General features: G+C 67.7%; 18 protein-coding genes and 2 tRNA genes. 12 read left to right on the top strand and 8 right to left on the bottom strand.

Features of this window, described 5'->3' with window-relative positions:
- The first annotated feature begins 162 nt into the window (after positions 1-162).
- On the top strand, positions 163-1,758 hold the full coding sequence (locus ACWETB_RS05075; RefSeq protein WP_452209712.1) for a sensor histidine kinase: 1,596 nt from the start codon (positions 163-165) through the stop codon (positions 1,756-1,758).
- Complete coding sequence (locus ACWETB_RS05070; protein WP_452209710.1) at positions 1,755-2,450, top strand: response regulator; 696 nt, start codon at positions 1,755-1,757, stop codon at positions 2,448-2,450. Before ACWETB_RS05075 ends, ACWETB_RS05070 begins: the two co-directional genes overlap by 4 nt.
- Positions 2,451-2,487: 37 nt before the next feature.
- Here ACWETB_RS05070 and pepN read toward each other — a convergent pair whose 3' ends face one another.
- A complete protein-coding gene (gene pepN, locus ACWETB_RS05065; RefSeq protein WP_452209708.1) occupies positions 2,488-5,070 on the bottom strand; it encodes an aminopeptidase N in 2,583 nt (860 codons plus the stop codon).
- Positions 5,071-5,227: 157 nt separating this feature from the next.
- Here pepN and ACWETB_RS05060 point away from each other — a divergent pair, with 157 nt between their 5' ends.
- The 3 genes from ACWETB_RS05060 to ACWETB_RS05050 all read left to right on the top strand — a co-directional run bounded on the left by ACWETB_RS05060 (position 5,228) and on the right by ACWETB_RS05050 (position 7,242).
- Positions 5,228-5,833, top strand: a complete 606-nt coding sequence (locus ACWETB_RS05060; protein WP_452209706.1) for a mycothiol-dependent nitroreductase Rv2466c family protein — start codon at positions 5,228-5,230, stop codon at positions 5,831-5,833.
- Positions 5,834-5,945: 112 nt separating this feature from the next.
- Entirely contained in the window at positions 5,946-6,419 is a 474-nt protein-coding gene (locus ACWETB_RS05055; RefSeq protein WP_348803340.1) for a ribose-5-phosphate isomerase, read from the top strand.
- A gap of 19 nt (positions 6,420-6,438) precedes the next feature.
- The gene (locus ACWETB_RS05050) at positions 6,439-7,242 is read left to right on the top strand and encodes an Fpg/Nei family DNA glycosylase (protein ID WP_452209704.1); all 804 of its coding nucleotides are present in this window, start codon (positions 6,439-6,441) and stop codon (positions 7,240-7,242) included.
- A 37-nt stretch (positions 7,243-7,279) separates the two neighbouring features.
- On the opposite strand, the gene ACWETB_RS05045 is transcribed toward ACWETB_RS05050, so the two are convergent.
- Positions 7,280-7,420 (bottom strand): hypothetical protein, encoded by a 141-nt coding sequence (locus ACWETB_RS05045; RefSeq protein ID WP_452209702.1) that lies wholly within the window; start codon positions 7,418-7,420, stop codon positions 7,280-7,282.
- A gap of 244 nt (positions 7,421-7,664) precedes the next feature.
- On the opposite strand from ACWETB_RS05045, the gene ACWETB_RS05040 reads away from it, so the two are divergent.
- The gene (locus tag ACWETB_RS05040) at positions 7,665-8,633 is read left to right on the top strand and encodes a PE-PPE domain-containing protein (RefSeq protein ID WP_452209700.1); all 969 of its coding nucleotides are present in this window, start codon (positions 7,665-7,667) and stop codon (positions 8,631-8,633) included.
- A 106-nt stretch (positions 8,634-8,739) separates the two neighbouring features.
- Complete coding sequence (gene sthA, locus ACWETB_RS05035) at positions 8,740-10,185, top strand: Si-specific NAD(P)(+) transhydrogenase (RefSeq protein WP_452209698.1); 1,446 nt, start codon at positions 8,740-8,742, stop codon at positions 10,183-10,185.
- Between the two features lie 113 nt (positions 10,186-10,298).
- On the opposite strand, the gene ACWETB_RS05030 is transcribed toward sthA, so the two are convergent.
- The 4 genes from ACWETB_RS05030 to ACWETB_RS05015 all read right to left on the bottom strand — a co-directional run bounded on the left by ACWETB_RS05030 (position 10,299) and on the right by ACWETB_RS05015 (position 13,653).
- A complete protein-coding gene (locus ACWETB_RS05030) occupies positions 10,299-10,991 on the bottom strand; it encodes a L,D-transpeptidase (protein ID WP_452209696.1) in 693 nt (230 codons plus the stop codon).
- A 197-nt stretch (positions 10,992-11,188) separates the two neighbouring features.
- On the bottom strand, positions 11,189-12,391 hold the full coding sequence (locus ACWETB_RS05025) for a lipase family protein (RefSeq protein WP_452209694.1): 1,203 nt from the start codon (positions 12,389-12,391) through the stop codon (positions 11,189-11,191).
- 194 nt (positions 12,392-12,585) lie between these two features.
- Entirely contained in the window at positions 12,586-12,771 is a 186-nt protein-coding gene (locus ACWETB_RS05020) for a hypothetical protein (RefSeq protein ID WP_348803347.1), read from the bottom strand.
- An 84-nt stretch (positions 12,772-12,855) separates the two neighbouring features.
- The gene (locus ACWETB_RS05015) at positions 12,856-13,653 is read right to left on the bottom strand and encodes a cytochrome P450 (protein WP_452209692.1); all 798 of its coding nucleotides are present in this window, start codon (positions 13,651-13,653) and stop codon (positions 12,856-12,858) included.
- On the opposite strand from ACWETB_RS05015, the gene ACWETB_RS05010 reads away from it, so the two are divergent.
- Complete coding sequence (locus ACWETB_RS05010; RefSeq protein WP_452209690.1) at positions 13,652-13,939, top strand: hypothetical protein; 288 nt, start codon at positions 13,652-13,654, stop codon at positions 13,937-13,939. The genes ACWETB_RS05015 and ACWETB_RS05010 overlap by 2 nt on opposite strands.
- Positions 13,940-14,307: 368 nt before the next feature.
- Here ACWETB_RS05010 and ACWETB_RS05005 read toward each other — a convergent pair whose 3' ends face one another.
- Complete coding sequence (locus ACWETB_RS05005) at positions 14,308-14,457, bottom strand: hypothetical protein (RefSeq protein ID WP_348803349.1); 150 nt, start codon at positions 14,455-14,457, stop codon at positions 14,308-14,310.
- Positions 14,458-14,627: 170 nt separating this feature from the next.
- Between ACWETB_RS05005 and ACWETB_RS05000 the strand changes: the two genes are divergently transcribed.
- From ACWETB_RS05000 to ACWETB_RS04990, 3 genes are read left to right on the top strand one after another with little or no spacing between them, the layout of a single operon-like run.
- Positions 14,628-15,224 carry a hypothetical protein gene (locus ACWETB_RS05000; protein WP_452209688.1) on the top strand — a complete coding sequence of 199 codons (597 nt, stop codon included), beginning with the start codon at positions 14,628-14,630 and terminating at the stop codon, positions 15,222-15,224.
- Between the two features lie 5 nt (positions 15,225-15,229).
- Positions 15,230-15,847: a sensor histidine kinase gene (locus ACWETB_RS04995; protein WP_452209856.1), complete on the top strand. Its 618-nt coding sequence runs from the start codon at positions 15,230-15,232 to the stop codon at positions 15,845-15,847.
- The gene (locus ACWETB_RS04990) at positions 15,808-16,497 is read left to right on the top strand and encodes a response regulator transcription factor (protein WP_452209686.1); all 690 of its coding nucleotides are present in this window, start codon (positions 15,808-15,810) and stop codon (positions 16,495-16,497) included. The genes ACWETB_RS04995 and ACWETB_RS04990 overlap by 40 nt, the downstream gene beginning before the upstream one ends.
- Positions 16,498-16,569: 72 nt before the next feature.
- Here ACWETB_RS04990 and ACWETB_RS04985 read toward each other — a convergent pair.
- Positions 16,570-16,640 (bottom strand) — tRNA-Gly (locus ACWETB_RS04985).
- A 225-nt stretch (positions 16,641-16,865) separates the two neighbouring features.
- On the opposite strand from ACWETB_RS04985, the gene ACWETB_RS04980 reads away from it, so the two are divergent.
- Positions 16,866-16,939, top strand: a tRNA-Pro gene (locus ACWETB_RS04980).
- Positions 16,940-16,989 lie beyond the last annotated feature (50 nt).

Below are 16,989 nucleotides of genomic sequence, written 5' to 3'. Positions count from 1 at the left end.
CCGCCCCCGCCGATGCGAGGAGGTTCTGGGTAAGAATTGTTCGACGACCCGGTGATGGCGGTCACCCTTGAGTTCATTTCGTTCAGTGGCACACATCACCGGACGCGGAGCACACTGGCCGGCGATCACCGGCACACGTCCGGAGAAAGAGGTGATGAGACGATGAGCAGGCTGATGCCGCGCTCGCTGGCCGGGCAGGCGGTGGCCCTGCAGGTGGCGGTGGTGGTGGCCATCGTGGTGTGTGGCAGCGTGCTGGCCGCCGTCGACGCCCGCGCCGACGCCAACCGCGCCGCGCGCGAGGAGGTGACCGCGGTGGCGGTCAGTCTGGCCGACGCGCCGTGGACCGCGGCGGCACTGACCTCGGCCGATCCCACCGCCACCCTGCAGCCGGTCACCGAGCAGATCCGACGCGCCACCGGCGTCGCGTTCATCACGATCATGGACACCACGGGTCGCCGCTTCACCCACACCACCCCGTCCCTCATCGGGCAGCGCTATATCGGCACCACCGAGCCGTCGCTGCGCGGCGCGATCTACACCGAGACCTACACCGGCACGCTCGGTCCGTCGATCCGCACCGTCGCCCCGGTGCGCGACGCCGGTGGGAAGGTGGTCGGGCTGGTCGCCGTCGGGATCACCCAGTCCACGCTCACCGAGGACTGGGTGTCGCAGCTCCCGCTCATCGCCACCATCGGGATCGCCGCACTGGTGATCGCACTGATCGGACTGTGGGCCATCCGCCGCCGATTGCTGCGCCACACAGGCGGATTGGCGCCGTCGGAGTTGCGGGTGATGTACGACCACCACGACGCGGTACTGCACGCCGTCCACGAGGGCCTCATCGTCCTCGAGGGTGGGAAACCGGTCCTGGTCAACGACGAGGCCCACCGGCTGCTGGACGATGGACGCGGGGGGCGTGAAACGGCCGGTGGTGATGCCGCGGTGGATATTCCGTCGTTCCTCACCAGCGGCCATGAACCGCTGCGCGACACCCTGTATGCCGCGAACGGTCGCGTGTTGGTGGTCAACCGCGCACCCGTGCCCGGTCGCGATGACGGTGCGGTGGTCACCATCCGGGATCGCACCGAGTTGTCCGAGGCGGTGGGAGAACTCGATTCGATGACGCGCTTCGCCGAGGCGCTGCGCTCGCAGGCACACGAATCGGGGAATCGGTTGCACACCATGGTCGCGTTGATCGAGATGGGCCGAACCGAGGAGGCGGTGCGGCTGGCCACCGAAAGCCTGGAGGTGTCACAGCATCTCGTCGACCGGATCGCCGACGCCGTCGCCGAACCGACCCTGGCGGCGCTGCTGCTCGGCAAGTCGGCGCAGGCCGCCGAACGGGGCATCGCGTTCGCCCTCACCGAGGATTCGATGGTCGATGATGGTGCCACACAACGACTCTCGTCGGCGGAGATGATCACGGTGGTCGGCAACCTGGTGGACAACGCCCTCGACGCGTGCGACCCGGAGGATCCGTGGGTCGAGGTGACCGTGCGCGGCGACGCCGGTGGTCTGCGCATCGTGGTGGCCGATTCCGGCGGTGGGATGTCGCCCGACGTCTTCGCCCGGGCGCAGCAACGCGGCTATTCGACCAAGGCCGGCGGTGACGAGGCCGGCCGGGGGATCGGGCTGGCGCTGGTGGCCCAGGTCGTCGCCGGCCATGGTGGGGTGATCGTCGCCGAGAACACCTATGGGTCGGTGGTCACCGTGGAGATCGGTTCGGCCGCCGCACCCGCTGTGGGGGTGGGGTCGTGATCGCGGTGATGATCGTCGAGGACGAACCCCTCATCGCCGCCGGGCATCGCGAATACCTGTCCCGCGTCGGTGGATTCGAGGTGATCGCCGAGTGTCGCACCGCGCAGGACGCGCTGCGGCAGGCAACCGGGGCGTCCGCGACCGGTGCGCCGATCGACCTGGTGTTGCTCGATCTGGGGCTTCCCGACGCGCGTGGCATCGACCTTGCCGCCGCTCTGGGAGGTATCCGCCCGGCACCCGACATCATCGCGATCACCGCCGCCCGCGATCTCGACTCGGTGCGCAGCGCGATGGGCCACGGAGTGCTGCTCTACCTCATCAAGCCGTTCATCTACGCGGCGTTCAAGGAGAAGCTCGCCCAGTACCTCGGCTACCGCGCAGCGCTGTCCGGACACGGGGACGCGGTGAGCCAACGGGAGGTCGACCAGGCGCTGGCGCAACTGCGCAGCATCGGCGACCGGCGGACCGCCGCGAAGGGACGCGCACCCGATACCGAAGATGCCGTCGCACGTGCGGTGCGGGACAGTGCCGCCGGACTCACCGCGTCGGAAGTCGCTGCGGGCGTGGGAAGTTCGCGGGTGACGGCCTGGCGCTACCTGGAGCATCTTGCCGACGACGGCACCGTGGACCGGGTCACCGAAAACGGGCGCACCGGGCGGCCGCGGGTCCGATACGTGTGGCGGGTGCGGTGAGCACCCGCCACACGATGTCGCCGATCTCGGGTCGAACTCAGCTCGCGTCGAACTCGCGGGCCTTCAAGGAACGTTCCACTCCTGCACGGCCTTCGGAGATCAGGCGCTTGAGTGCCGACGGGTGATCGCCGGCCAGGAACTCCTCGGCCGCCGTCAGCGCGTCGGCGCTGATGTCCCACGACGGATACAGACCGACCACCACCGTCTGGGCGACCTCGCTCGAGCGGCGTGACCAGACGCCCGGCGCGGCGTCGAAGTACTTCGCCACGTAGTCGTCGAGGAGGCCGTCCTGACCCGGGCGGGCGAATCCGGCGACCACCGCGCGGGTGTAGATGTTGGATGCCGTGTCGTCGTCGATGGCCTGAGCCCAGGCGTCGGCCTTGGCCTCCGGCAGCGGCCGGGCCGCCCGCGCGGTGGCGGCCTGCCGCGCGCCGGCGGCGGTGTTGTCGCGGTCGGCCTCGGCGTCGATGACCGGCGTCGAATCCGGATCGGTGTCGATGGCGCCGGCGGTGGACAGGGCGATCACGATCTTCCAGCGCAGGTCCGTGTCGACGGTCAGTCCGGGCAGGTCGTAGTCGGCGGGGTCGTCGCCGTCGAGCAACGACTGCAGCATCTGCGTCTGATCGTCGTTGACCCGGCAGGTGAGCAGGGTGTTGACGAAGGCCAACTGGTGATCGGAGCCGGCCTCGGCGCCCTTTGCCAATTCGAGCAGTCGGGCACTGAACCCGGGACGGCCGGTGGTGGCCGCCCACGCCGGATCCGCGTAGGCATCGATGGCGGTGGTCGCCTGCAGCAGAACGCGTTGCACCACACCGATCTCCGTCTCGGACGCGATGCCGCGTTCGACGAGTTCGACGAAGTCCCGGGCGCGCATCTCGGCCTGACGGGTCATCTCCCAGGCCGCCGACCACACCAGCGTGCGCGGCATGGAGTCGGTGATGTCGCCGATCCGTGCGGTGGCGGTCGCCAGGGACTGCTCGTCCAGTCGGATCGAGGCGTAGGTGAGGTCGTCGTCGTTGAGCAGGATCAGCGCGCCGCGGGGCACGCCCACCAGGTCGGCGACATCGGTGCGTTCGCCCTCGACGTCGAGTTCGGCACTGTGGGTGCGCACCAGCGCGCCGGAGCCGTCATCGTCGTAGACGCCGACCCGCAGGCGGTGCACACGGGTCTCACCGGCGCCGGGTGCGGCACCGTCCTGGACGATGGTGAACCGGGTGAACGCGCCGTCGTCGTTGAGCTCGAAATCCGGTCGGATGACGTTGATTCCGGTGGTGCGCAGCCACTGGTCACCCCAGTCGGACAGGTCGCGTCCCGACGACTTCTCCAGCGCGGCAAGCAGATCCGAGAAGGTGGCGTTACCGAACTTGTGGGCGGTGAAGTAGTCGCGCAGGCCGGCGAGGAAATCCTCGAGGCCCACGTAGGCAACGAGCTGCTTGAGTACCGAGGCGCCCTTGGCGTAGGTGATGCCGTCGAAGTTCACCTCGACCGCGGCGATGTCGGGGATGTCGGCGGCCACCGGGTGCGTCGAGGGCAACTGATCCTGGCGGTAGGCCCAGGACTTCTCGACGTTGGCGAAGGTGGTCCACGCACTCTCGTATTCGGTGGCCTCGGCCTGGCACAGGACCGAGGCGAAGGTGGCGAAGGACTCGTTGAGCCACAGGTCATCCCACCAGGTCATGGTGACCAGGTCGCCGAACCACATGTGGGCCATCTCGTGTAGCACGGTTTCCGCGCGCCGCTCGTAGAGGTACTTGGTGACCCGGGACCGGAACACGTAGTCCTCGAGGAAGGTCACCGCGCCGGCATTCTCCATCGCACCGGCGTTGAACTCGGGCACGAACAGCTGGTCGTACTTGTCGAAGGCGTACGGGATGCCGAAGTTCTTGTGGTAGAACGCGAAGCCCTGCTTGGTCTCGGTGAACAGCCGCTCCGGATCCATGAACTCGGCCAGCGATGCGCGGCAGTAGATGCCCAGCGGGATGTCGCCGTGCTCGTCACTGTAGGTGTCGGTCCACTCCGCGTACGGCCCGGCGATGAGGGCCACCAGATAGGTGCTCATCGTCGGTGTCTCGCGGAAACGGTGGATGCCCGGTTCGGCCACCAGATCGTTGACCACTGCGGCGTTGGAGATGACCTTCCAGTCCTCCGGCGCGGTCACCGTCAAGGTGTAGGTGGCCTTGAGGTCGGGCTGGTCGAAACAGGCGAACATGCGCTTGGCGTCCGCGGTTTCGAACTGCGAATACAGATACACCGAGTCGTCGGTGGGGTCGACGAAGCGGTGCAGACCCTCACCGGTGTTGGAGTAGGCGCAGTCGGCGACGACGACCAGTTCGTTGTCGGCGGCCAGATCCGGCAACGCGATGCCGACCGATTCGTCGAAGTCGGACACGTCGAGCTCGGTGCCGTTGAGGGTGGCCGAGATCAGGTTCGGTGCCACCAGGTCGATGACGGTCGAGGATCCCGCGGTGGCGTTGAAGGTCACGGTGGTGGACGACCGGAAGGTGGTGGAGCCGGGGGCCCCGTTGCCGTCGGTCAGATCGAGGTCGATGCCGTAGTGGGAGACGGTCACGGTGGCGGCGCGTTCGCGGGCCGCATCACGCGTCAGATTCGGAGCAGTCACAGTGGCCAGCTTAGCCATCCAGCCATCGTGTGCGGGGTACGGTCGGTGCCGGCGGAATCAGCGGGTACACCGTCGAGTTGTACAAACAGCAGGGTGTGTGCCCCGGGATCACGGTTCGCGCACCGAAGTCAGACAAACCCGACGAAAGGATGCCCGCATGTCGACCGATCGCGTGGATTTCTGGTTTGATCCGATGTGCCCGTGGTGTTGGATCACCTCCCGCTGGATTCTCGAGGTCGAGAAGGTGCGCGACATCGAGGCGAACTTCCACCTCATGAGCCTCGCGGTCCTCAACGAGGGACGCGATATCCCCGAGGAATACCGTGAGCGACTCGCCGATGCCTGGAGGCCGGTGCGGGTGATAGCAGCGGCCGCCGCGAAACACGGTGACGAGATCCTGGCGCCGCTGTACACCGCGATGGGCACCAAGATCCACAACGAACAGAACAAGGATTTCGACGTCGTCATCGCCGAGTCGCTGGCCGATCTCGGTCTCGAACCGGAGTTGGCACAGGCCGCGGATTCCACGGAGTTCGACGATGCCGTTCGCGCCAGCCACCACGAGGGCATGGACAAGGTCGGCGACGACGTGGGCACCCCGACCATCCACATCAACGACGTGGCGTTCTTCGGTCCGGTGCTCTCACGCATCCCGCGCGGGGAGACCGCGGGCACGGTGTGGGACGGGGCGCTGGCGTTGGCGTCCTACCCGCACTTCTTCGAGCTCAAGCGCAGCCGTGGTGAGGATCCGGAGTTCGACTGAAACACCGACCGAGCAGACCGACCGAGTAGATCGGCGGCGCAAACCTGGTCTGCCAGAACGTGGTCGGTGGGTGCGATGATGTGCCGCACCGGCCGCGTTCTATAGTGTCGGCATGCGCGTATACCTCGGTGGAGATCATGCTGGTTTCGAACTGAAGACGGCCATCGCCGAGCATCTTCGGGGTGCCGGTCACGAGGTCATCGATTGCGGTGCCCACACCTATGACGCCCTCGACGACTATCCCGCCTTCTGCATTGCCGCCGCCGAAAAGGTCGTCGCCGATCCGGGCAGTCTCGGAATCGTGCTGGGCGGCAGCGGAAATGGCGAGCAGATCGCCGCGAACAAGGTGCCGGGTGCGCGCTGCGCGCTCGCGTGGAGCATCGAGACCGCCCAGTTGGCGCGGCAACACAACAACGCCCAGCTGATGGGCATCGGTGGGCGGATGCACACCACCGAGGAAGCGCTCGCGATCGTCGACGCCTTCCTCGCCGCCGAGTGGTCCGGCGAAGAGCGTCACCAGCGTCGTATCGACATCCTGTCGGAGTACGAGCGCACCGGCGTGGCACCGGCGGTTCCCGAGGCCTGAGCCGAGACTGGGTTGACCGATGCCCGAGGGGCATACGCTGCACCGCATCGCGCGGCGTCAGCAGAAGCTGTTCGGTGGGCAGCGCGTCGCGGTGTCGAGCCCGCAGGGTCGCTTCGCCGAGGGGGCCGCGCTCGTCGACGGGTGGGAGTTCCACCGGGCGCAGGCCTGGGGTAAACACCTCATCCAGGGCTACCGCGACGGACGGCGGTCTCAACTCGTCCACGTGCACCTGGGTCTGTACGGGTCGTTCACCGAACTCCCGATACCGATGGGGGAGCCGGTGGGTCAGGTCCGGATGCGGATCGAGGGCGCCGAGATGGGGACCGATCTACGCGGTCCCACCGCCTGCGAGCTGTACACACCCGCCGATCTCGACGAGCTCGTCGCACGCCTGGGCCCCGACCCCTTGCGTCGCGACGGCGACCCGGAACGCATGTGGCGGGCGATCCGCCGGTCGCGACGACCCATCGCCGCGTTGCTGATGGATCAGAAGGTGATCGCCGGCGTCGGGAACGTGTATCGGGCCGAGGTGTTGTTCCGGGCCCGGCTCGATCCGCAGCGCCCTGGTACCACCATCGACCACGAGACGGTCACCGCCCTGTGGGCGGATCTGGTGTCGTTGATGCGAATCGGTGTGCGGCGCGGGCGAATTCACGTGGTGGCGCCGGAGGATGATCACGGCCCCGGCTCATACGCACCGGACCGGCCACGCACCTACGTGTACCGGCGCACCGGAGAGCCGTGCCGGATCTGCGGTACCCCGATCGCGCAGACCGAACTCGAGGGCCGAAACCTCTACTGGTGCCCGAGCTGTCAGCAGTGAGGCTGGTCAGCAGCGAGGTGGGGCGCCGCCGGCGGGATCAGCGCGATTCGAGGCGCTGGGCCATCACCAGAAGCTCGTCGCGCTGAGCGCCACTGGCAGTGCGATGAATGCGGTCGTACAGATCGCGATGGCAGGCGGAGGTGGACAGGAAACGTTCACGGAAACGTGCGAACGACATGTGCTGGTACTTCTTTCAACTTCTCGATTGTGTCGATCGGCCGGTCGGCGGGCTGCGGGTGAGCGAGCGCTGCCGACATCTTGAAACACGGCCTCTTCCGATTGTTCGCGTTACATCTGTGTTAATCAACGTGTTCGGCGATGATTCTGCTCACCCGGCGGCCTCGGGTGTGAGCTGTGCCGGTCTCAGTCAGCGCTCAGCCCTCTCGTCGACGGTTCTCATCCGCGGTGGACAGGATGGAATCATGAGCGCAACCGACGTGACGGCCACCGGCGACCGGCCGCCCGCACACCATGTCACCGCACTGGTGGTCGGTGGCACCGGGGAGTCATCCGCCGACGACACCCGCACCGAGGTGAGCGGTGTCCTGTCCGGGGTCACCGAGGCCCTCGACGACCGATTCGATGCTCGCTGGGTGGCCTACCCGGCGAGCTACGGTCCGGCCCCGCACCTGGACGGGATCAGCTACGCCGACAGCGTCGCCGAGGGGATGCGCAGACTCGCTGTGGTACTCGGGGCCGAGACCGGTCCGGTCGTGCTGATCGGCTATTCCCAGGGGGCCGTGGTGATCCGGCGGCTGCTGGCCGACATCGCCGCCGACCCGCGTCGATGCGGTACGGCCGACCGGGTGCTGGCCGTGGGGCTGGTGGCCGATCCGCATCAGCCGCCCGGGGTGGTCCCGGGATGTGACGGATGGGGTGTGGCCGGTCGCGGGCCGGCGTTGCCGGCGTCGATCCCGGCCTGGTGGGTGGGGACCGCCGAGGACATGATCTGCAATGCCGGGCACGATTCGTTCATCCGGGACATCGCCGATCTCACCGACACGCTGACCTTCGCCGCGCCCCGGCGGTGGCTGGGCGCCATGTGGGAAACGCTGCGCACCAACTCTTTCCAGAACGCGTTGCGGACCTCACCCGGACCCGCGCAGTGGCGACGCGATATCACGCGGTTGTGGTCGGCGGCGCGGGAAGTGCGCGGATATCTGCCACGGCTGATCACCTGGCGGGGGCTGGTCATCCGGAACGGGACCGGCGGCCGCCACACCGCCTACCGTGACGAGCCATATCACCGGGCACCGATCACCGACCCGCTGACCACCGGTTGCGAGGCACTCGCCCAGTGGCTGCAGGTCCAGGTGACCTTCGCGATCGGTGCCGAAGCGGAGAACCCTGCCGACATCACCGCGGACCCGCGCAGCGACGCCGTGGCCTGATCACCTCCGTTCGAGTCGAGGGATTCGGGCCGGTGAGCGACACTTGTATGCGTCTCGGGCCGTCTCGTGCCCGCGATTCATAGAGCACTCGAGCGGAGCATCCACGGTGGATCATTTCGACATCGTCGTCATCGGGTCCGGGCCTGCCGGGCAGAAGGCGGCGATCGCCGCCGCCAAACTGGGTAAGCGAGCGGCCATCGTCGAGAGACGTCACATGATGGGCGGCGTCTGCATCAACACCGGCACGATCCCGTCGAAGACGCTCCGGGAGGCCGTGCTCTACCTGACGGGTCTCAATCAACGCGAGTTGTACGGACAGTCCTATCGGCTCAAGACCGACATCACCGTCGGCGACCTCACCGCGCGGACCATGCACGTCGTGGGCAAAGAGATCGACGTCATCCAGAACCAGTTGGCACGCAACGGGGTGAGCATCTTCACCGGCAGCGCGCAGTTCACGAGTCCGCACGAGATCATCATCGAAGACGCGACCGGCGACCTCAAACACGTGTCCTCGGACAAGTTCGTCATCGCGGTGGGTACCCGGCCCGCCCGTCCGAAGACCGTTGAGTTCGACGGGGAGACCGTCGTCGACTCCGATCAGATCCTGGAGATGGACCGGGTACCCGGCTCGATGGTCGTGGTGGGCGCGGGCGTGATCGGCATCGAGTACGCCTCCATGTTTGCTGCCCTGGGCACCAAGGTGACCGTCATCGAGCAACGTCCGGCGATGCTGGACTTCTGCGACCGGGAGATCGTCGAGGCCCTGCAGTACCAGCTCCGCGAACGAGGTGTGACCTTCCGGTTCGGTGAGCACGTCAAGACCGTCGAGACGCATCCGTCAGGCACCCTGACAGTCCTCGAATCCGGCAAGCAGATCCCCGCCGACACCGTCCTGTACTCCGCCGGGCGGCAGGGCGTGTCCGATGAGCTGAAGGTGGAGGCCGCCGGGCTGACCGCGGACTCCCGCGGCCGACTGAAGGTCGACGGGCATTTCCGGACCGAGGTCGAGCACATCTACGCCGTCGGCGACATCATCGGCTTCCCCGCGCTGGCGGCCACCTCGATGGAGCAGGGGCGTCGTGCCGCCTACCACGCCTTCGGCGAACCGGTCGGCGAGACGGCGGAGGAACTGCAGCCGATCGGTATCTACGCGATCCCCGAGATCAGCTTCGTCGGGCGGACCGAGGATCAGCTGACGACCGCCAACATCCCGTTCGAGGTGGGGGTTGCCCGATACCGTGAACTGGCGCGCGGTGCGATCATGGGCGATTCCTACGGCCTGCTGAAACTACTGGTCCACGCCGAGGACCGGACGCTGCTGGGTGTGCACGCGTTCGGTTCCAACGCGGCTGAACTGGTGCACATCGGGCAGACGGTGATGGGCCTGGGCGGCACCATCGACTATCTGGTCGACGCGGTGTTCAACTATCCGACACTCGCCGAGGGCTACAAGGTGGCTGCGCTCGATGCGTCGAACAAGATGCGGGCCATCGCCCGCGTGCGCGCGGAGGGCCGTTCCCTCGATCTGGACGCCGACGCGGCCGTCTGACCGGCGCCACCCGACCCGACCTCACCACCGCTGAAGGACGAAGGCCGGTCCCTGTCGGGACCGGCCTTCATGTATCAGCTCAGTGGTATCAGCTCAGTGAAGCGCGGAGACGCTCAGTCGCCGGTGTACTGGCCACCGATGGTGCCACGGACCACGATGGGGGTTCCCCGACCGATGGTGTCGTAGACCCACTTGCCGTTCTCGGTGCTCACGTTGATGCAGCCGTGGCTGACATTGCTCACGCCCTGCTGGGCGACTGACCACGGTGCGGCGTGGATGAAGATGCCGTCCCAGGACATGCGGGTCGCGTACTCGACATAGGTGCGGTAACCCTCGGGGGAGTCGACCGGCACGCCGTAGGTGGAGGAGTCCATGTACATGTCACGGTACTTCTCCTTGGTGTGGTACACACCGTTCGGAGTCGGGTGCTCATCGGAGCCCATCGAGATCGGCATCGACTTCACAAAGTCGCCGCCCTTGTACCAGTAGATGGTGTGGCTGGCGTTGTCGGCCAGGGCCACCCAACCGGTCGGTGTCGAGACACGCGGCACGGCGGGGACGCCGGGGGTTTCCGGAGTCGTGGTCGTCGGCGGAGTGGTGGTCTCCGGTGTCGGCGTCTGGGTCGGCGGAGTCGGGAGACCCGGGATGGCGGGAATCTCGACCGGCGGCAGGCCGGGGACGACGGTCACGGGTGCCGCCTGTGCCAGACCCGGCAGGGCGAAGGCCATCGCGATCACGCCGAGGACGACGGCGACAAGGCGGAAGCCTCCGCGACGGCGGCGGCGAGAAGAAGTGGTGTTCAGCACGGGACGTTGAAACCTTTGCTTTTGGGAAAACTCCGGGCGCCTCCCCGGAGTGCGCAGGCACCATCGTTACACAAACGTTGCCTTGCGGCCAAAGACCTGCGGGGGTCGGCGGTGTGTGACGGTGCCGCATCGGGGATGCGATATGTCGAAACGACAGGTAGGGACCCTGAGAAAAGTCGATGTGACAAGCGACACACTCAACAGTTGCGGGGTGCCGGTATCCCGGCGAATCGGTCACCGAGGTAATTGAAGGCGGGCAGCAGCCCGATCACGGCGGCCGACATGTGGTCCGGTGACGGCGTTGAGAAGTGTTGCACTCGCACCCCGGCTCGGCAGTAACGCCCCAGGGTCTGATCGATCGACGACACCGGGATCAGCACATCGGTCGGACTGTGCCACTCGAAGATCGGCGTGGTCGGTATCCCCGGATAGAAGACGAGACTGTTGTCCCGGACCACACGCCGCGCCGTGGGGTCTTCGAAGATCTGCTCGCCGCCGACCGACACCTCCTTGGCCGAATGGCCCGCGCCGAGACGCAGGATGTCGTTGGTGCAGGCGTTGCGCATCTCGAGGAACATGCGCATCCCCACCGGCGACAGATACTTCAGCATCGGAATCTGTTGCGGATACTCGCGCGAGAGTCCGATGGCGGCGGCGAAGGCGAGACCGAAGGCCGGATGCGGATTGTTGTAGCCCAGACCCTCCGCCATCTTGATCAGATCCATCGGCACGCCGCCGTAGGCCGCGCCGACGATGTCGAGGTCGGGGGCATAGGTGGGGGCGAGAGCGGCGGCCCACGCGGTGGCCATGCCACCGCCGGAGTATCCGGCCATCGCGACCTTGCTCCGCGCGACGCCGGCGGGAGAGAAGTGCTGCACCGCGCGGATGCCGTCCAGGGTGATCTGGCCACCGAGCTTCGCTGCGCCGTAGGAGCTACGCGGCCCGAGGTGATCGGGGATGGCAATCGTCCAGCCGCGTTGCAGCGCGCCGTTGAGGCCGGGTGCCTCGCGAATCGTGAGGTTCGGGTCGCTGGTCCACAGCGCCTGCGAGGGGGCGCATTCGAGCCCGGTCGCATTGATGATGTGCTGGAACGACAGCAACGGCTCGTTGGCCTGCTTGTGAATCGGAACGAGCAGCGTGGTGACCGCGGCGATCGGCGCGCCCTGGCTGTCGGTCGTGCGGAACTTGATCTGATACGTCCGTACATCGACGAACGCCGGCGGGTTGACGCGGGTGCGTGTCGCGATGATGTCGCCGTCGCGGAAACGTCCGATGTCGGCGGGAGCGGCGTAGAACGGGTCGCTCAGCGAGGTGGGCAGCGCGACGTTGTCGGCGTGTGCCGGGCCGGCGGCGGTGGCGGTGATCCCGCGCCGAGACCCGCGACCGTCAACGCGATGCAAGCGAGCCGGGTAAGCGCGGCCGTGCGCACGCGACGGCCGAAGATTGTGGACAAGGTCCCCCCATGGAATTGTGCCTGCACGCCTGCGCGGTGTGGAAAACCGCGACAGGGCCCCCCGGCCCGGCTCACAATCTGTGGGGTCGCGCCACCGCTGTCAACTGGAACAAATGACCAGGTGTGGCCGTGGGACCGGGCTCAGGCGGTCTGCAGGTGCTCCGTGTGGAGGTGGCGTGCGGGTTCCGAGCAGGCCTCGTCGCGGCACACGAGCATCGTGTCGACGCGGCGGTGACCTCCCTCGCTGGTCGCGACGTCTTTGCGGACGTGCAGATTCGCCCCGCACGAGGGGCACTTGCGTTGGCTTTTCACATGACTGGAAGACATGGCTTCAGACTACGCCGAATGTGGCGAATATCATATCGATGGACGGCCGTGTGGTGGCGCCGTGGGCGGCACGTCGGTGCCGCGTCAGTGCACCGCACGAGCGCGGACACGACCCCCGTCCGCCGGGATCATCGTGACGTTGCGGTGCCGCGGCCGTTCGGGCGCGCGGTCGGTGGCCTCGAGGTCGACCCGGCGGAGGATCTCGGTGACGATGATGTCGAGTTCGGTCATCGCGAGGTGTGCACCCAGGCAACGGCGGTTGCCGGCTCCGAAGGGTAGGAAGGCGTGCGGTGACGGACGCGTGCCGAGGAACCGCTCCGGCCGGAATGTGAAGGGCTGCGGGTAGAGGTCGTCGCGATGGTGCAGCAGTACCGTGCTCGCGATCACCACGGTGCCCGCGTCCACGCGGAAGCGTCCGAAACGCCAGGGGTGCAACACTTCTCGTGCAATTGACGGAACCACCGGGCGGCACCGCATCGTCTCGGTGATCACCGCGTCGACGAAGTCGCGTTCGCCGGCGCGTGCCGCGTCACGCGCGTCGGCCAGCATGCGCGGATGGCGGGTCAGACGCTCGAACACCCACGCCGTGGTGTGTGCCGTCGTCTCGTGGCCGGCGAGGAGGAGTCCGACGAGTTCGTCCCTGATCTCTGAGTCGGAGAGTCGGGCGCCACTGGGGGTTCGGGCGGCGAGCAGCACCGACAGCACGTCGTCGCGGTCGGTGTCGCCGTGACCGCTGTCGTCGAGGCTGCGGCGTTCGGCGATCAGTCGGTGCACTGCGCGGTCCAGCGGCGCCAGACCCAGCGCGAGTATTCCGGTCGCCTCCTCGCTGCGCGCATTCAGCAACTGCGCGACGACCCCGATGCGTGTCGTCGAGAACCGCATGCTGCGTCGCACCGCGACCCGCAAAGCACGCTCGGCCGGAGTCGGTGAGGCCGAAGGCGACACGGGTGATGACGTCGAGGGTGATGTCCTCGGCAATGCCGGCCACCGCCACCCGGGAACCCGGCCGCCACCGGTCGATGCGCTCACCGCAGGCCCGCTCGATGTGACCACGGCAGTCGGCGACCGCGGAGCGCTGAAACGCGGGCATCAACCGGGCGCGCTGACGACGATGCCGCTCGCCGAGCGTCGTCAGGACCGAATCTGCGCCGACGATCGGCCGCAGTAGGGAATGGCGGGTGGCCGAGGGCGCGATCTCCGGTGCCGCCGTCACGATCGACCGGATGTGGCCGGGATCGGAGATCGTCACGATCGCGCCCGGCCCGCCGACGAGGTCATAGGCGACCACTTCGCCCAATCGGGCGGCGTCGGCGAACATCAGGTCGGTTTCGTTGCGGGCGAAGTCGATCGTGCGCCACAGTGACGCGGCGCGGGCCAGTGGTGCGCTCGGCAGGTCGCGGGCGTCGTCGGCGACCAGTGGACCCGCCTCGCCGTCGTGGGTGAGCAGACCCGACCGGGCGTCGGACGCGGCGGCGAACCAGGCGCGGCCGGGTCCGGAGTGTGGGCGCATGGTCGGGGCACTCATGTGACTCGCGCTCATGAGAACCGCGCCGTGCGGATGCGACGTTCGCGGGCGGCGAAGGCGGCCCGTTCCTCGCGGCCGCGGTAATCCATGTTGTCGGGGTCGTGTGTCAGCCAGGCGAGGAGCACGAGAACGAGGATGGTGATTCCGAGGAGCAGCCACATGACGTCTTTCCCTTCGATCGAATCCCGGTGTGGGGCTACCGATAACGCTAGGAAGAATGTCGCTGCAGGTCAGCGGGCTGCGGGTGGATCCTTTCGTCCGTCCCGGGCAGGACCGGAGAATCCGACCGTGGGTGGATGTGGTCGCCGTCACGCGACGATAGAATCGGCGGATGCGCTGGTTGGACGCCCATTACCGGCACGCGATGGAACGCTTCGGTTTCGACTATCCGCCGGGGTACATGATGATCGCCGACCTCGCGGTGGTGACGCTGTGCGTGGCCGCGGTCGTGCAACGCGGCATCGACGGTGTTCACGGCGCCGCCTGGTTGTGGCCGGCGGCCGGCGCGCTGGTCAGCGTGGCACCTCACCTGGTGTGTCTGGCGGCGCCACTTCGGCCCTGGGTGATGGGCCTGACCGCGTCGTCGATCATCTCGGTGGTGCTGTTCTGGCAGACGCCGGTGCACGTGGACGTCGCGTCACTGTTGCTGCCGCTGTCCGCCACCGTCACCGCCGCCATCGCCACCGGCCACCGGGGACTGATCGCCACGGCTGCGCTGTCGCTCACCGCCGTCGGCGGGGGCCTGGCCGGTGTCATCGACCAGGGCTGGTTGCTGGCCCTGATGGTCGGTTTCGCCGGAGTGGTCGGCCACCTGATGCAGAAACAACTGCATCTGTTGCGGGCGGAGCGCACTGCGCGTGCCCAGCAGCCGCTCTGGACCGGGCGGCGATCGCGGGTGAGGTCCACGACGTACTCGCGCATTCGTTGAGCATTGTGCTGCTCAACGTCACCGCGGCCCGACGTGCGCTGCGCGAGGACGCCGGCCGCTCGGCTGACGACCGCTCGGAGGCGGCCGAGGCCCTCGAGGACGCCGAGAAGGTCGGCCGCGCAGCCATGCACGATGTCCGTCACACCATCGAGCTGCTGCGGGGCGAGGGGATGGACGGTGACCCGCAACCGGGGGTGGCCGACCTCGACGATCTGATCGACGGTTTCCGGCGGGCCGGTGTTGAGATCGACGGTGACCTCGCCGACGTCGGAACCGTCACCGCCGGAACCGGGCTGGCGGTGTACCGGGTGGTTCAGGAGTCCCTGTCCAACGCGAGCAGACACGCGCCGGGGGCGTCGGTGACCGTGCACGTCGGGCCGGCGGGTGATGGCCGGTTGGTGATTCGGGTGGCAAATCCGGTGGCGCCCAACCTCCGTCGCGGCCGGGGCGGGTCGGGTCTGCGTGGGATGGACTCCCGGGTGCGCAACCTCGGCGGAACCGTCGAAGTCGGCGTGGTCGCGGGCCGCTGGATGGTGGAGGCGACGCTGCCGGCCGGGATCGCGGACGTCGCCGACCCGGATGGGTGCGCACGAGACCACATCCCGGCGGTGACGTCGGCGTGACCCGGGTGGCGCTGGTCGACGACCAGGAACTGGTGCGCGCGGGTCTGCGCCGCATCCTGCGGGCCAAGGACGGTTTCGAGATCGTCGCCGAATGCGGCGACGGCTACGAGGTGCCCGACATGGTCGCCGCGCATCGGCCCGACGTCGTGGTGATGGATCTGCGGATGAGACGCGTCGGCGGGGCAGAGGCCACTCGCAGATTGTCCGACTGTGCGGGGGCGCCGCCGGTGTTGGTGCTGACGACCTACCGCGACGAGCAACTCCTGTCGGAGGCTCTACGGGCGGGCGCGGCCGGATTCGTGTTGAAGGACTCGCCCGCCGAAGACCTCATCCGCGCGGTGCGAGTGGTCGCTGCGGGTGAGGCCGTCCTCGATCCGGCGGTCACCGGACACGTTCTCGACGCGTACCGGTCCATGCCGGTCACCACCGATGCGGCAGCGGCGCCGGATCATCTCACCGCGCGCGAGATGACGGTGCTCGGACTGATCGGACGGGGACTGACCAACGACGAGATCGCCGCCGAACTGGTGATCTCGGTGGTCACGGTCAAGAGTCACGTCGGCAAGATCTTCACCAAACTCGGCGTGCGCGATCGGGCGGCCGCGGTGATCTACGCCTTCGACCACAAAATGGTGACGCCGCGGGCGTGAGGTCACGCTCCCGAGTACCTTGCGGCGAAAAACGCAGAATGCCCCGGTCTGAGGGGACCGGGGCAGTGCGCGAGCGGGTGACGGGAATCGAACCCGCGTAGCTAGTTTGGAAGACTAGGGCTCTACCATTGAGCTACACCCGCGTGCGCCGTCACAACCGCCCGAGAGGGGCCGTGCGAAGTGCGCGCATGAGACTGTACAGGTTCGGTGCCCCGGATCAGAAATCGCCTGCCTCGCGGCGGGTCTCCGGGCCCCGATCGGCTGCGTGGGGTGGACCGGTTTTTCTCCTTCGGTGCCCGACCCGTAAGATCGGCTGTCGGCCCTGCTTCGACACGTCGCGATGGCGGCGTGTCCGGTGAACGGGCCCACGGGATGTGGCGCAGCTTGGTAGCGCATCCGCTTTGGGAGCGGAGGGTCGCAGGTTCAAATCCTGTCATCCCGACAGAACCGATGACGGCCCACGGAATGGGGGCCGCGACGATCATGGCGTAC

It is taken from the genome of Gordonia sp. NPDC003950 (assembly GCF_053605205.1).
The sequence above is the reverse complement of the archived record's forward strand: the minus strand, read 5'-3'. Positions and strand labels throughout refer to the sequence as shown.

What these genes read in the sequence shown, in the direction of transcription:
- ACWETB_RS05075 (WP_452209712.1), top strand. Translation starts at nt 163, where the DNA reads ATGAGCAGGCTGATGCCGCGCTCGCTGGCCGGGCAGGCGGTGGCCCTG.
- ACWETB_RS05060 (WP_452209706.1), top strand. Translation starts at nt 5,228, where the DNA reads ATGTCGACCGATCGCGTGGATTTCTGGTTTGATCCGATGTGCCCGTGG.
- ACWETB_RS05055 (WP_348803340.1), top strand. Translation starts at nt 5,946, where the DNA reads ATGCGCGTATACCTCGGTGGAGATCATGCTGGTTTCGAACTGAAGACG.
- ACWETB_RS05050 (WP_452209704.1), top strand. Translation starts at nt 6,439, where the DNA reads ATGCCCGAGGGGCATACGCTGCACCGCATCGCGCGGCGTCAGCAGAAG.
- ACWETB_RS05045 (WP_452209702.1), bottom strand. Translation starts at nt 7,420, where the DNA reads ATGTCGTTCGCACGTTTCCGTGAACGTTTCCTGTCCACCTCCGCCTGC.
- ACWETB_RS05040 (WP_452209700.1), top strand. Translation starts at nt 7,665, where the DNA reads ATGAGCGCAACCGACGTGACGGCCACCGGCGACCGGCCGCCCGCACAC.
- ACWETB_RS05020 (WP_348803347.1), bottom strand. Translation starts at nt 12,771, where the DNA reads ATGTCTTCCAGTCATGTGAAAAGCCAACGCAAGTGCCCCTCGTGCGGG.
- ACWETB_RS05010 (WP_452209690.1), top strand. Translation starts at nt 13,652, where the DNA reads ATGCTGCGTCGCACCGCGACCCGCAAAGCACGCTCGGCCGGAGTCGGT.
- ACWETB_RS05015 (WP_452209692.1), bottom strand. Translation starts at nt 13,653, where the DNA reads ATGCGGTTCTCGACGACACGCATCGGGGTCGTCGCGCAGTTGCTGAAT.
- ACWETB_RS05005 (WP_348803349.1), bottom strand. Translation starts at nt 14,457, where the DNA reads ATGTGGCTGCTCCTCGGAATCACCATCCTCGTTCTCGTGCTCCTCGCC.
- ACWETB_RS05000 (WP_452209688.1), top strand. Translation starts at nt 14,628, where the DNA reads ATGCGCTGGTTGGACGCCCATTACCGGCACGCGATGGAACGCTTCGGT.